8 protein-coding genes and 1 CRISPR repeat array are annotated in these 14,367 nt (G+C 67.0%); of the genes, 4 read left to right on the top strand and 4 right to left on the bottom strand.

Annotated elements, in window-relative coordinates; all coding sequences use genetic code 11:
- The first annotated feature begins 405 nt into the window (after window positions 1-405).
- The 4 genes from AC1DVI_RS11280 to cas2 all read left to right on the top strand — a co-directional run bounded on the left by AC1DVI_RS11280 (window position 406) and on the right by cas2 (window position 8,254).
- Complete coding sequence (locus AC1DVI_RS11280) at window positions 406-3,462, top strand: class I SAM-dependent DNA methyltransferase (RefSeq protein ID WP_476958051.1); 3,057 nt, start codon at window positions 406-408, stop codon at window positions 3,460-3,462.
- Window positions 3,463-3,718: 256 nt separating this feature from the next.
- Complete coding sequence (gene cas9 / locus AC1DVI_RS11285; protein ID WP_476958052.1) at window positions 3,719-6,943, top strand: type II CRISPR RNA-guided endonuclease Cas9; 3,225 nt, start codon at window positions 3,719-3,721, stop codon at window positions 6,941-6,943.
- The gene (gene cas1, locus AC1DVI_RS11290) at window positions 6,940-7,890 is read left to right on the top strand and encodes a type II CRISPR-associated endonuclease Cas1 (protein WP_476958053.1); all 951 of its coding nucleotides are present in this window, start codon (window positions 6,940-6,942) and stop codon (window positions 7,888-7,890) included. Before cas9 ends, cas1 begins: the two co-directional genes overlap by 4 nt.
- A gap of 64 nt (window positions 7,891-7,954) precedes the next feature.
- On the top strand, window positions 7,955-8,254 hold the full coding sequence (cas2, locus tag AC1DVI_RS11295) for a CRISPR-associated endonuclease Cas2 (RefSeq protein ID WP_247889944.1): 300 nt from the start codon (window positions 7,955-7,957) through the stop codon (window positions 8,252-8,254).
- 74 nt (window positions 8,255-8,328) lie between these two features.
- A CRISPR array of direct repeats spans window positions 8,329-9,353; the repeat unit is 36 nt; unit sequence AGTGTAGCCGATGGGAAACTGAAGTCCAGCCGCAAC.
- 267 nt (window positions 9,354-9,620) lie between these two features.
- On the opposite strand, the gene AC1DVI_RS11300 is transcribed toward cas2, so the two are convergent.
- From AC1DVI_RS11300 to AC1DVI_RS11315, 4 genes are all read right to left on the bottom strand, one after another.
- Window positions 9,621-11,258: an aldehyde dehydrogenase (NADP(+)) gene (locus AC1DVI_RS11300; RefSeq protein WP_476958054.1), complete on the bottom strand. Its 1,638-nt coding sequence runs from the start codon at window positions 11,256-11,258 to the stop codon at window positions 9,621-9,623.
- Window positions 11,259-11,350: 92 nt separating this feature from the next.
- The gene (locus AC1DVI_RS11305) at window positions 11,351-12,853 is read right to left on the bottom strand and encodes a tripartite tricarboxylate transporter permease (RefSeq protein ID WP_476958055.1); all 1,503 of its coding nucleotides are present in this window, start codon (window positions 12,851-12,853) and stop codon (window positions 11,351-11,353) included.
- Window positions 12,847-13,332 (bottom strand): tripartite tricarboxylate transporter TctB family protein, encoded by a 486-nt coding sequence (locus AC1DVI_RS11310; protein ID WP_476958056.1) that lies wholly within the window; start codon window positions 13,330-13,332, stop codon window positions 12,847-12,849. The genes AC1DVI_RS11305 and AC1DVI_RS11310 overlap by 7 nt, the downstream gene beginning before the upstream one ends.
- Before the next feature lie 55 nt (window positions 13,333-13,387).
- Window positions 13,388-14,350, bottom strand: coding sequence for a tripartite tricarboxylate transporter substrate binding protein (locus AC1DVI_RS11315; RefSeq protein WP_476958057.1), 963 nt, complete (start codon window positions 14,348-14,350; stop codon window positions 13,388-13,390).
- Window positions 14,351-14,367 lie beyond the last annotated feature (17 nt).

Raw genomic sequence — 14,367 nt, forward strand, 5'->3', positions numbered from 1 at the left:
ACCCCGGCTTTGCCGACGGCATGGCACCGGATGAGAAGGTGGCGGCCGAGCTTCGCCGAGATGCGGATAATCTGAGATGGCATTTGTGCTGGAAAACGCGGCGTCGCCACTCGCATATTTGGCAAATTTATGAAAGGAAGGCAAAAAATACAGAAACCATACAAAGGTATTATTTTGCGCTATATTGAAATCTCTCTCATAATATTGCCTGTAAAGATTCTATTAAGAGTTAACGATCAGCATTACTCCTGCAACAACAAAAAAGAATTCATTCTCATGCTTGACGACGCCATGCGACCTCGCATGACGGTGGAGGAGTTCGTTCGCAAATGGGAGCGATCCACACTGGGCGAGAGTCAGGGAGCACAACAACACTTTGTCGATCTTTGTCATGTCTTGGGGGAAATGGCTCCGGCCGATGCCGACCCGACCGCCACGGACTATTGCTTCGAAAAGGCCGCGGCCAAGACCGATGGGCGGCCCGGACGCGCCGATGTCTGGAAACGCGGCTGTTTCGCCTGGGAATACAAGGGACCCGGACGCAATCTGGAAACGGCCTACGCGCAGCTCCAGCGCTACGCGCCGGCGCTCGACAACCCGCCTCTGCTGATCGTCAGCGATATGGTCCGGATTCGGGTGCACACGAACTGGACCAACGCCGTCACGGAGAAGCACGAGATCGGCCTGACCGATCTGCGCGATCCCGACCGCCTGAACATCCTGAAATGGGCCTTTGCCGCTCCGGAACGGCTGCGGCCCGGACAGACGCGGGCCATGCTGACCGAGGAGGCGGCTGGGCGCTTCGCCGCCTTGGCCGCCCGGCTGGTAAGGCGCGGGCACGACCGCTGGACGGTGGCGCATTTCCTGATGCGGCTGGTCTTCTGCATGTTTGCGGAGAATGTCGGCCTGCTGGGCGGGCGGATGTTTACCCGGCTGCTGGACGCGGCGGCTCGCGAACCGGTGGAGTTCGTTTCCCTGGCGGAGCAGCTGTTCCGGTCCATGCGCCACGGTGGGCGGGTCGGGTTCGAGAAGGTCGAGTGGTTCAACGGCGGCCTGTTCAACGACGCCGACGCGCTGCCCTTGGAGGCAGGCGACATCGCGATGGTGCGCGAGGCGGCGCGGTTGGACTGGTCGGACATCGACCCGACGATCCTGGGGACCCTGTTCGAACGCGGGCTGAGCCCCGAACGGCGCACGGCTCTGGCGCGCGCGGTGGTGCGCCGCGACCGCGACGGTCTCTCGCAAGGGGCGGTCGGCGTCCACTACACGCCGGAGCCCACCATCCTGAAGCTGGTGGAACCGGTGGTCAGCCGCCCCCTGCGCCGGGAATGGGCGGTGGCGCGCGACCGGATCGTCGCCGTTCTGGACAAAGCCAAGTCCGCCGCGCCCAGGGAACGCGAGCGCCTCCGCCGGCAGGCGAGGGCGCTGTACGACGGCTTTCTCCAGCGGCTGCACCGTTTCCGCGTGCTGGACCCAGCCTGCGGTTCCGGCAACTTCCTGTATCTGGCGTTGCGCGCGCTGAAGGACCTGGAGCACGAGGTGGTGGTCGAGGGCGAGGGCTTCGGCTTCCCCCGCCAGCTGGAGCTGGACCTGAAGGGCAATGAACGGCCGAAGACCATCGGGCCGGAGGCGGTGCTGGGCATCGACGTCAACCCGCTGGGCGTCGAGCTGGCCCGCATCTCCGTCTGGATCGGCGCGATCCAATGGATGCGCCGGCACGGCTACGACGTGCCGCGCAACCCGATTCTGCAAAGCCTGACAACCATCGAGCAGAAGGACGCGCTGATCGACCTGATCGGTGGCGAGACCCGCTGGCCCGACGCCGGGACCCTGGCCGCCGGCGAGGAGACGGGCGGGAAGGACGCGGAGCCGTACCGCGTGGTCATCCTCGGCAACCCGCCCTTCCTCGGCGACAAGTCCATGCTGGGCGAACTGGGCGAGGATTATGTGACGCGCCTGCGCCGCCTGTTCGCCGGGCGGCTTTCCGGGAACGTCGACCTCGTGTGCTACTGGTTCGAGAAGGCCCGCACCTGCCTGGAGGAGGGCAGGGTGGAGCGCGTCGGCTTCGTCGCCACCAACTCGATCCGCGGCGGGGCCAACCGCAGCGTGCTCGACCGCATCCGCGCGAGCGGCACCATCTTCGACGCCTGGTCCGACGAGCCCTGGCAGGTCGAGGACGGCGCGGCCGTCCGCGTGTCGCTGGTCTGCTTCGGCCCCAAGGGCATGGACGAGACGCCCCGGCTGGACGGAGAGGAGGTCCCGGAGATCTTCGCCGACCTGACCGGGGGCGGCGTGGATCTGACGACGGCACGGCGGCTGGTGGAGAATGGCGGAGTGTGTTTTGAAGGCATCAAAAAGTATGGATCGTTCGATGTTCCCGGCGCCACGGCTCGGGATTGGCTGGCTGGGCCGTTGAACCCAAACGGACGTCCGAATTCCGATGTTCTTCGTCCTTGGCTGAACGCGATGGATCTGGTTCGGTGCTCTTCGGATACGTGGGTAATCGATTTCGACGGCTTGGACGAGTTGGAGTCCGCGCTTTATGAGGCGCCCTTCGAGCATGTGCTGCGTCATGTGCAGCCTGAACGGGCCAAGGACCGTAACGCGCGGACCCGGCAACTGTGGTGGCTGCACGAACGCTCCCGTCCGGAACTGCGCGCCAGTCTGTCAGGGCTTGTCCGGTGCATCGTCACGCCGGTGGTCGCCAAGCACAGAGTTTTCGTCTGGCAGCCGGCAAGTGTGCTGCCAGCCAATCTTTTGGACGTTATCGCGCGGGACGACGACACGACGTTCGGCATTCTGCACAGCCGTTTCCATGAGTTGTGGGCATTGCGCTTTTGCACTTGGCTCGGCGTCGGTAACGATCCGCGCTACACGCCGTCCACGACCTTCGAGACCTTCCCCTTTCCGAACGGTCTAACCCCCGACCGTCCGGCGTCGGCCTATGCCGACGATCTCCGCGCCAAGGCCATTGCGGCGGCTGCGGCGCGGCTGAATGAGTTGCGGGAGAACTGGCTGAACCCGCCCGACCTCGTGGTGGAGGTGGAGGAGGTGGTGCCGGGATACCCGAAGCGCCGGTTGCCCCGCGATGAGCGGGCCGCCGCGATCCTGAAGACCCGCACGCTGACCAACCTTTACAACCAGCGTCCGGCGTGGCTCGTGCAGGCCCATGCCGCCCTCGACGCCGCTGTTGCCGACGCCTACGGCTGGCCGGTCGATCTGTCGGACGAGGAGGTGCTGGAGCGTCTCCTCACCCTCAACCACGCAAGGCCGGCGGCGAGCGGGAAGAAGCCCCGGAAGAAGGTGAGCAAGTTGCCCGACCCCCAGGCACCGCAATTCTTCTACTCGTTTCCCAGAGACAAGGCGGAGGCGTCAGTTTCCAGGGAATCCGGCTCGCCCGACGAAGCGGCCCCCCCTTCCGTTCAGTCGGGTCGATCACGGAAGTTGAAAAGGACGGGTTGATCGCAGTTGCAGTGGGCAGAAACAAGAAGGGGCAGGCCATGGCCTGCCCCGCATCTTGTGCCCGCCGGAGCGGGCTTGTTAACGGCTGGACCTCGGTTTCCCATCGGCTAAAACAGGTATCGTTTCCAGCTGCCGAGAGAGTAGCAGAACCCTTCATGCGGTCAAGAGCCGTGATATGATCGACCATGAATGGTGTTCGATAAACCGACCCTAGCCGAACACGCGAGTATTCCTACTTGGGGAGCGGCCCGATCCCATGCAGCCCTATCGCCTGTCCCTTGACCTCGGCACCAATTCCCTTGGCTGGTGCGTGCTCGATCTCGACCATGACGGACAGCCGAAGGGCATCCGGCGCATGGGTGTCCGTATTTTCACCGATGGGCGCAACCCCCAGGACAAGAGTTCTCTCGCCGTGGCGCGGCGAATCGCGCGGCAGATGCGGCGGCGGCGCGACCGGACGCTGGTGCGGCGCAACCGGCTGATGGCGGCGCTGATCCGCTTCGGCCTGATGCCCGGCGACCGGGCGGCGCGCAAGGCGCTGGAAACGCTCGATCCGCTCGACCTGCGCGCGCGCGGGCTGACCGAGCGGCTGGAGCCCCACGAGATCGGCCGGGCGCTGTTCCACATCAACCAGCGCCGGGGCTTCAAGGCGATGCGCGGCGCCGGCGACGAGGAGGAGGCGGGCAAGATCCGCACCGCCATCGACAAGCTGGACGTCCAGATGGCGGAGGCCGGCGCCCCGACCCTCGGCGCCTTCTTCGACTGGCTGCGCGCCAACGGGCGCAGCGTGCGCGCCCGGATGGTGGGGCGGGGCGCCAAGGCCGAATACCCTTTCTACCCGGCCCGCCCGATGCTGGAGGCGGAGTTCGACCGGCTGTGGGCGGCCCAGGCGCGTCACCACCCGGCCTTGCTGACGGAGGACGCGCGCGCCACCCTGCGCCACCGCATCTTCCACCAGCGCCCGCTGAAGCCGCCGGCGGTCGGCAAATGCTCGCTGTTCCCGGACGATCCCCGCGCCCCGCGCGCTCTGCCCTCGGCGCAGCGGTTCCGGTTCTGCACCGAACTCGCCAACCTGCGGATCATCGCGCCGGACCGCAGCGAACGGCCGTTGACCGTCGAAGAGCGCGACCTGATCCTGCGCGCGGCGAAGGCCAAGCCGACCCGGAAAGCCATCACCTTCAAGGACATCCGCAAGGCGCTGAAACTCGGCTCGGATGTGGAGTTCTCCCACGAATCCACCCGCCGGCCGGAACTGGCGACCGACGAGACCTCGGCCCTGTTGTCCGACAAGAAGCGCTTCGGCCCGCGCTGGGCGAGGCTGACCCTGGCCGAGCAGGACGAACTGGTCGAGCGGTTGCTGTCGGAAACCGACGAGGGCGCGCTGATCGACTGGCTGGTCGCCCGCTGGGAGCTGGAGCCCGAAGCCGCCGCCCGCGTCGCCGACGCGCCTCTGCCCGACTTCCACCTGCGCATCGGTCGGAAGGCCCTGGCCGTCCTGTTGCCGGTGCTGGAGCGGGAGTCGCGGGAGGGGCGCCCGATCCGCTACGACGAGGCCGTTCCGGTCGCCGTCCCCGGCGCCCACCATTCCGACCGCCGGCCGGGGGAGCGGCTCAACACGCTGCCCTATTACGGCGCGGTTCTGGAACGCCACGTCGCCTTCGGCACCGGCGACCCGCAGCATGGGGAGGAAAAGCGGCTCGGCCGGCTCGCCAACCCGACGGTGCACATCGGGCTGAACCAGTTGCGGCTGGTGGTGAACGGGCTGATTGAACGCTATGGCCACCCGCACGAGATCGTCGTGGAACTGGCCCGTCCGCTGAAGCAGACCCAGGAGGCCCGTCGCCGCAACGAGAAGGAGCAGGCGGAGAACCAAAGGAAGAACGACGACCGCAAGGCCCTGCTGCGCCGCGTCAACGCGCCGGTCAACGGCCGCAACCTGATGAAGCTGCGCCTGTGGGAAGAGCAGGGGAGCGGCATCAACCGCCGCTGCCCCTACACCGGCGAGACCATCGGGCTGGAGCTTCTGCTGTCGGAGAAGGTGGATATCGACCACATCCTGCCCTTCTCCCGCAGCCTGGACGACAGCGCCGCCAACAAGGTGGTCTGCCTGACCGCCGCCAACCGCGAGAAGGCGAACAGGACGCCGTACGAGCGCTGGCACACGGACGAGGCGCGCTGGTCGCGGATTCTCGGCTGCGTGGAGGACCTGCCGCCCAACAAGCGCTGGCGCTTCGCCGAGAACGCCATGAACCGCTGGGACGAGGAGGGCGGTTTCCTCGCCCGGCAGATCACCGACACGCAATACCTCGCGCGGCTGGCGCGGGAGTATCTGCGCCACGTCTGCCACCCCGACCGGGTGCGCGTCTCGCCGGGGCGGCTGACCGCCCTGCTGCGCCGGCGCTGGGGCGTCGATTCCATCCTGCGCGACCACAACCGCGAGGGCGGCGATCCGCCGATGGACGCGACCCACGCCAAGAACCGCGACGACCACCGGCACCACGCGCTGGACGCCGCGGTGATCGGCTGCATCGACCAGGGCATGGTGCAGAAGGTGGCCCAGGCCGCTTCCCGCGCGGAGGACCGCGGGATCGACCGGCTGATGGACGATCTGGAGGACCCCTGGGACGGCTTCCGCGACGAGCTGGCCGCGCGGGTGCGCGGGCTGACCGTCTCGCACAAGCCGGAACACGGCACCGGCGGCCGCCTGCACGAGGACACCGCCTATGGCCCGACCACCGAGAAAGAGCGGGAGAAGGGCTTCAACCTCGTCTACCGCAAGCCGTTGGACGGCCTGACGGAGAAGGAGATCGCGCGCATCCGCGACCCCGACCTGTGCCGGGCCATGCAGGACCGCGTCGCCTTCCACAAGGCCGGCCCCGACCGGCTGGACGTCAAGCAGGCGGTGGCGAAGGCGGCGGAGGATCTGGCGGCGACCGCGCCCTGGACCGGCATCCGCCGCACCCGCCTGCTGGCCAAGGAGGCCGACCCGATCTGGCTCAACGGGCCGGACGGCGGGCCCTACAAGGGCCTGATCGCCGGCGACGTGCACCACATCGACATCGTGGCCCTGCCCGATGGCCGCTGGACCGGCCGCGCCGCGACCCTGTTCGAGGCGCACCGCACCGCCCTGCCCGACGGCCGCGCCGCCCCTTACGTCCCGGCACAGGGCGAGCGCTTCGTCATGCGCCTGCACAAGGGCGACCTCGTGAAGCTGATGCATGACGGGCGCTTGCGCATCATGCGCGTGGCGCGGCTGGAGCCCGCCAACAACCGCGTCCGCATGGCCGAGCATGTCGAGGCGGGCGAGTTGGACAAGCGCCATGCCGACCCGGACGATCCGTTTCGCTGGCTGATCGTCGCCTTCAGCATGCTGCGCCAGCGCGAAGCGCGACGGGTGACGGTCGATCCGCTGGGCCGGGTGCGCGACCCCGGCTTCCCGAAATGGGCGGTGTTGCCGCCTGATCTGGAGACGGCTTCATGACCGGCCGCATCGTCGAGATCGCCGAGGACGGCCGGCACCTCTCGCTGTCGCGCGGCTTCCTGGTGGTGGAGGCGCGTGGCGCGGAGATCGGGCGGGTCCCGCTGGACGACATCGCCTCCGTGGTGGCGAACGCGCACGGGCTGACCTATTCCAACAATTTGCTTCTGGCCTTGTCCGAACGGGGCGTGCCGGTGGTGCTGTGCGGGCCGAACCATGTGCCGGCGGCCTTCCTTTGGCCGGTTGACGGCCACCATGTGCAGGCCCAGCGCATGCGTGCCCAGCTCGACGTGTCGGTCCCGCAGACGAAAAGGCTGTGGCAGATCCTGGTGCGCGCCAAGATTCGCCAGCAGGGCGCGGTGCTGGAGGCGAGGGGCGCGCCCTCCGGCGCCTTCGAGGCTTTGGCCCGCAAGGTGCGTTCCGGCGACCCGGACAACATCGAGGCGCAGGCCGCACGCCGCTACTGGCCGCTGCTGTTCGGCGACGACTTCCGACGCGACTCGGATGCGGGCGGGGTAAACGGGTTGCTGAACTACGGCTATGCGATCCTGCGTTCCACCGTGGCGCGCGGGGTGATGGGGGCGGGGCTGCATCCCACACTGGGGCTGTTCCACCGCAACCGAGGCAACCCGCTGTGCCTGGTGGATGACCTGATGGAGCCGTTCCGCCCCTTCGTTGACCTTGCCGTGCTGCGGCTGACCGAGGCCGGGCATGAAGCGGTGACTCCGGAGGCCAAGCGCTTCCTGGCTCTCGTGCCGTCGCTCGACCTGCCAACGGCCGAGGGCACGACACCCCTGTCCACCGTGGTGATGCGGGCGGCGACATCACTGGCTCAGGCCTATGAGAGTGGGGAAGCCACACTCGATCTGCCGGCGGGCGAAGGGAGCAAGGCGTGGGCGCCGATGCCGCTGGAGTGGCCGGCGCCTCCGAAGGTGCCGCAACCGGCGTGACGGGGCAGGTTCACAGAGAGGCGATCAAGCGGCGTCGATGCTGAGCGGGTACCGGATCATGTGGATGATGGTTCTGTTCGACTTGCCGGTGCTGACCAAGCGCGAGCGCAAGGCCGCCACGACCTTCCGCAAGTTCCTGCTCGACCAGGGTTTCGAGATGTCGCAGTTTTCCGTCTACCTGCGCCACTGCGTGGGCAAGGAGCAGGCGGAGGCGCTAACCCGGCGAATCGAGAAGGCCATTCCGCCCACCGGAAAGGTACATATCGTCTTCATCACGGACAAGCAGTATGAAACCATCCTGTGCTTCGACGGCCGCGTACGCCAGCCGTCCCGGAAAAATCCGGAGCAATATGTGCTGTTCTGACCCGCGCGAAGAGGGATTCCATACCGAAAAAGGGCGGGATAAAGCTGCCTTTTCAGTGCCTTATCCCGCCCCCTAGTGTAGCCGATGGGAAACTGAAGTCCAGCCGCAACCGCGTCGGCTTCGATGGTCAGGAGATCCGCAGTGTAGCCGATGGGAAACTGAAGTCCAGCCGCAACCTCGAGGCCGACGACTGGCGTTTGGTGAAGAGTGTAGCCGATGGGAAACTGAAGTCCAGCCGCAACCTGTGGGCCAATCGGCCGCTCGTCGTGAAGAGTGTAGCCGATGGGAAACTGAAGTCCAGCCGCAACCAGAACGTGTTGGTCTTCGTCAAGGGCGACAGTGTAGCCGATGGGAAACTGAAGTCCAGCCGCAACCGCCCTGGTGGCGTGGGAGATATCCTTCGTAGTGTAGCCGATGGGAAACTGAAGTCCAGCCGCAACATCTGGCGAGGCGCCGCATTGATTTCGGTGAGTGTAGCCGATGGGAAACTGAAGTCCAGCCGCAACTCGGTGATCGTGCTGGTCGCCTTCGGCTAAGTGTAGCCGATGGGAAACTGAAGTCCAGCCGCAACACGTCGGTGATGCGCACGATGTCGGCAAGCAGTGTAGCCGATGGGAAACTGAAGTCCAGCCGCAACCCCGATGGCGCCAAGGCGTTCGATCACGGCAGTGTAGCCGATGGGAAACTGAAGTCCAGCCGCAACAATGTCGAGGGAAACGACGCCCTTCGCCGAAGTGTAGCCGATGGGAAACTGAAGTCCAGCCGCAACGTCTCGTGCCGCAGGTTGTTGATGGCGTTCAAGTGTAGCCGATGGGAAACTGAAGTCCAGCCGCAACAAGGGATTGTCCCACCCGACAGTGCAGGTCAGTGTAGCCGATGGGAAACTGAAGTCCAGCCGCAACCTGCGCCCGGCGCTGCGCGAGGACCTGATAGTGTAGCCGATGGGAAACTGAAGTCCAGCCGCAACCGGGATCGTGTAGTCGCCATCCTGGTTCCAAGTGTAGCCGATGGGAAACTGAAGTCCAGCCGCAACAAGACCATGCGGATGTTCGTGCGCGGCGGCAGTGTAGCCGATGAGAAGCCGAGGTCCAGCTGCAACGACATCGAAACTGGCTGCTTGGCACCGTCAACTTGTTGGTAGCCGGGCGGAGCGAAGCCTGATTTGGCCGGGAGGCTGATGGCGCTCCGGTGATCACGCCGCCAGCGGCGCGCCGGCGACCTCGGCCCGGACCTGAATCTCAAAGACCTCCSGTTGCGGTGCAATCCACCGCAACCGGAGGCCTCATCGAACCGTGCCAAGCCCCGATGAACGCCCGACACTCAACCCGCCCCGCCGAGCACGAAATTCCGGACACTTCCGTGGCGATCAGCGGGCCTCACCCTCGATCCTGCCGGCAGGCTCACAAACGGAGGCGTCCTTCCCGTCGGGTCCCTGAAGATCGCCGTCGATACGGCGCCACAGGTTCAGCGGGTTGCCATCCTGAACCGCCTCGGGCAGCAGCGCCGCCGGAACATCCTGGTAACAGACGGGCCGCAGGAAGCGGCGGATCGCCAGGGCCCCCACCGAGGTGGTCCGGCTGTCGGAGGTCGCCGGAAAGGGGCCGCCGTGGACGATGGCATGGCACACCTCGACCCCCGTCGGCCAGCCGTTGAACAGCACCCGTCCAGCCTTCCGCTCCAGTGTCGGGAAGAGGTGGCGGGCCAAGTCGGCGTCCGCGTCGTCGGCGTGCACGGTCGCGGTGAGTTGGCCCTCCAGACGCTCGGCCACCGCACGCATCGTCGCCACCTCGGGGCAGCGGATCACCAGAGAGGCGGAGCCGAACACCTCCTCCTGCAAGCCGGGGTCGGACAGGAAGGCCGCGGCGTCGGTGGCGAACAGCGCCGCCTGGCCCTGGTTCGGTCCAGCGCAGGCCTGCCCGCGCGCGACCGTCCGCACATCCGAACGAGCCGTCAGCCGGCGCACGCCTTCGTCATAGGCGGCGTGGATGCCCGATGTCAGCATGGTGGCCGCCGCGCTCTCCCGCAAGGCTGCCGAGGCCGCCTCCAAAAAGCGGTCCAGGCCGGGGCCGTCCACCGCGAGGACGAGCCCCGGATTCGTGCAGAACTGACCGGCGCCCATGGTCAACGAGGCGGCGAACGCCTTGCCAAGCGTTTCCGCGCGCGTCTCCAGAGCGGCAGGCAGCAGGAATATCGGGTTGATGCTGCTCATCTCGGCATAGACGGGGATGGGCTCCCGCCGCGCCGCCGCGACGTTCATCAGCGCAACGCCGCCCCGGCGGGAGCCGGTGAAGCCCACGGCCTTGATGCGCCGGTCGGCGACCAGCGCGGTTCCGACCGCATGCCCGGAATCGAACAGCATGGAGAACACGCCGTCCGGCAGGCGGCACTCGGCAACCGCAGATTGAATGGCGCGTCCGACCAGCTCCGATGTGCCGGGATGGGCGGGATGCGCCTTGACGACCACCGGACAACCGGCGGCCAGCGCCGACGCGGTGTCACCGCCGGCCACGGAAAAGGCCAGCGGGAAATTGCTGGCCCCGAACACCGCCACGGGGCCCAGCGCGATGTGGCGCTGGCGCAGGTCGGGCCGCGGCAGGGGGCTGCGGTCAGGCTGTGCCCGGTCGATGTGGGCGTCGAGCCAACCGCCCTCCCGCACCACTTGGGCGAACAGGCGCAACTGGCCGACCGTCCGGCCGCGCTCGCCCTCGATACGGGGACGCGGCAGGCCGCTCTCGGCAACGGCCCGCTCGAGCAGCGCGTCGCCCAGATCGAGGATGCGCCGGGCCATGGTCTCAAGGAAGCGGGCGCGGGTTTCCAGGCCCGTTTCACGAAAGATGTCGAACGCCTCCCAGGCCAGAGCGCAGGCGCGCTCCACCTCATCCTCGCCGCCGCCGCCGAAGGCCGGCTCCATCTCGCGGCCGGTGGCGGGGTCGACAGCCCGGAAGGCGATGCCCTTGCCATACACGGCGCCGCCGCCGATCAGCATCTCGCCAGTCATCGTCATGGCACGTTCCTGTCAGGGGTTTCTTGAACTGCAGCGCGGAGGGCCCCCGGAGCCCTCCGCGCGTGGTCACGATGAGGAGTGGCCGCGGCGCGTCACGTCAGGACGGGGCGCGCCTTGGCTGCGTCCACGAGTTTCAAGACGCCGGTCAGCGCCCAGGAGCCCAGCGTCACCACCGCGAGGGCGATGGCGAGCGGACGGTCGAAGAACACGGACAACTCTCCGCCGCTCTTCAGCATGGACGTCATGAAGGTCTGCTCGATCACCGGCCCGAGGATCAGGCCGAGCACCGCCGGAGCCATCGGAATGTCGTTGGCTTCCATGAAATAGCCGAGCAAACCGACGATGGCGATGATTCCGACCGCGAACAGCGTGTTCTCGACCGAAAAGGCCCCGACGATGCAGAAGAGCAGGATGATCGGTGTCAGATAGGTCCTCGGCACCTTCAGGATCAGGCCGAAGGTGCGGATGCACAGGATGCCCAGCGGAATCATCAGAAGGTTCGCAACGAAGAAGATCGCGAAGATCGAGTAGATCGCCGTCGGGTTGTTGAGGAAGATGGTTGGGCCGGGGTTGAGGCCCTTCAGGAACATGACGCTGATCACGATGGCGGTGATCGCATCGCCTGGGATTCCGAACACGGTCGCCGGGATGTAGGCTCCCCCCAGGCTGGCGTTGTTCGCCGCGCCGGCGGAGATGAGGCGTTCGACTTTCTGGTCGAGGGCGTTCGGATCCTTGCCCTTTTGCGACCGGCGGGTGACCGCATAGGAGATCCATGCGGCGATGTCCGCGCCGGCCCCCGGCAGAGCGCCGACGAGCGTTCCCAGCGTGCTTCCGCGCAGGACCTCGCGGCGGTGTCGCCACATCAGGCGGCCCATGCCGGCGCTCACCGAACCGACCGCCAACTGCGCCTGCCGTTCGCCGGTTGGCGGAAGCGTCACGGTGCGCAACAGCTCGGAGATCGCGAAGACGCCGATGAGCAGCGGAATCAGGCCGAGGCCGCCGAGCAGATTGGTGACGCCGAAGGTGAAGCGTGGAGTCCCGGAGACCGGATCCATGCCGATGGTCGACAGCCCCAGCCCGAACAGCAGAGCCGCCACCCCCTTGAGAAGTGACGAGCCGCCGACGAACGTCGCGCAGCTGAGGCCCAGAACCGCGAGCCAGAAATATTCCACGCTGCTGAACTGAAGCGCCAGCTCGGCCAGGTTCGGAGCCGCCAGGGTCAGAACCAGGGCGCTCAGCAGGCCCCCCAGAACCGAGGAGAACAGGCCGGCTCCGAGGGACAGCCCGGCCTTGCCTTCGCGCGTCAGGCTGTACGCGTCGTCGGTGTAGGCCGCCGACGCCGGCGTGCCCGGCATGCGCATGAGCGCACCCGGGATGTCGCCGGCAAAGATGGCCATGGCGGAGGAGGTGATGATGGCCGCGATCGCCGGCACGGGTTCCATGAACATGACGACCGGCACCAGCAGGGCCGTGGCCATCAGCGCGGTCAGGCCGGGGATCGCCCCCAGCACCAGCCCGTAGATGGCCGAAGCGACGATCACCAGCAGCAGGTGGACGTCGAGCAGGACGCCGAGAACGTCCGTTAGGATCACCATAGCAGCCACCCCGAAATGTTCTGAAGCGGTCCCCACGGCAGGGGTACGTGGAGCACGGAGGCGAAGATTGCCGTCAGCACGACGGCGGTGACGGCTCCGGCCGGCACGCTGCGGCGCAGGGGCACACCGGATACGGCCAGCACGAGGACCATCACCAGGACGGCGGTGAGCAGGAAGCCAGCCGCGTCGACGATCAGCACGTAGAGGGCGATCGCGGCGGGGATGGAGCAGAACCGCACCCAGCCCCGTCTGGTCCGCGACCACTCCGGTCGGTGCCAGAGGGGTTCGGTGCGCAAGGTGCGGAGGCCGAGCAGCGCGATGACCCCTCCGACGAGGATCAGCCCCGAGCCGATGAGCAGCGGGAAAAATCCAGGGCCGAACTTGAGGTGGCGCGGCGGCTTCAGATCGGCCGCGTATTCGATCATCAGGATGCCGATCGCGATGAAGAACAGGCCGACGAAGACGTCTTGAACTTTCATGGCGGATAGCCTCCACCGTCAGAAGGAATGCATGGGTTGCCCGGCCCCCCGCCGATCACTTGCCGTAACCAAGGGCGTCCATGACGCGGGCGGTGTCCTTCTCGTGCCGCAGCATCAGCTCCTCAAGCTGCTTGCCGTTCAGGTACTTGACCCCGAAGTTCGCCTTCGCCATGGCTTCCTTGTACGCCGCGCTCTCCGTCGCCTTGGCAACCGCGGCGTCCAGCTTCGCGACCACATCGCCCGGCATTCCGGCCGGACCGCCGAGGGCCCGCCACGTTCCGCCGTCGACGGCGGTGCCGATGGACTGCTTGGTGGTGGGCGCATTGGGGAATCCGGGCACCGGCTCGGGGCTCAGAACGGCCAGGGGACGCACGCGGCCGGCCGACATCAGGGCGGACGCCTCGGGAAGGGAGGCGGTCTGGAAATCCACGCCGCCCGCCGCGAGCTCAATGAGGCCGGGTGCGGCGCCCTGGCCCGGCACCCATTTGATCGCGGCAACGTCGATCCCATAGTCGAGCATCATGCCCGCCACCGGGATGTCCCACACGCTGCCGCAGCCGCCGCTGCAATGAACCTTGAAGGATCCCGGAGAGGCCTTGATCGCCTCCAGGGCCGTCTTCAGGTCCTTGAAGCGGGACCCGGAACCGACCAGAAGGGAGGAGGAATCACCGTTGAAGTTGGCGATCGGCGTGAAGTCCTTGGCCGAGAAGTCGGCTTGTCCCGTCGCCTTGTACCCCGCATACGGGAAGAGAAGCCCGATGGTGTAGCCGTCGGGCGTGGCGTTCTTGATCGCCGTCAGGCCGACCACGCCACCGCCCTGGCCCTGGTTGATGATGGTGATCGGCTGCCCGAGGATGTCCTTCAGTTCCCGTGCCAGGATGCGGGTCGTCGTATCGCCGCCGCCGCCGGCCGCCGCCGGAACGATGATCGTCACAGGGCGCTCGGGATATTCGGCCTGCGCCGTGCCGGCCAGCCCGGCGAAAGCCATCAGAACGGATGCAAGAACGCTGAAACGCATGGATTTCCCTCCCGTTG

It is taken from the genome of Azospirillum sp. P4_B5, assembly GCF_056402275.1.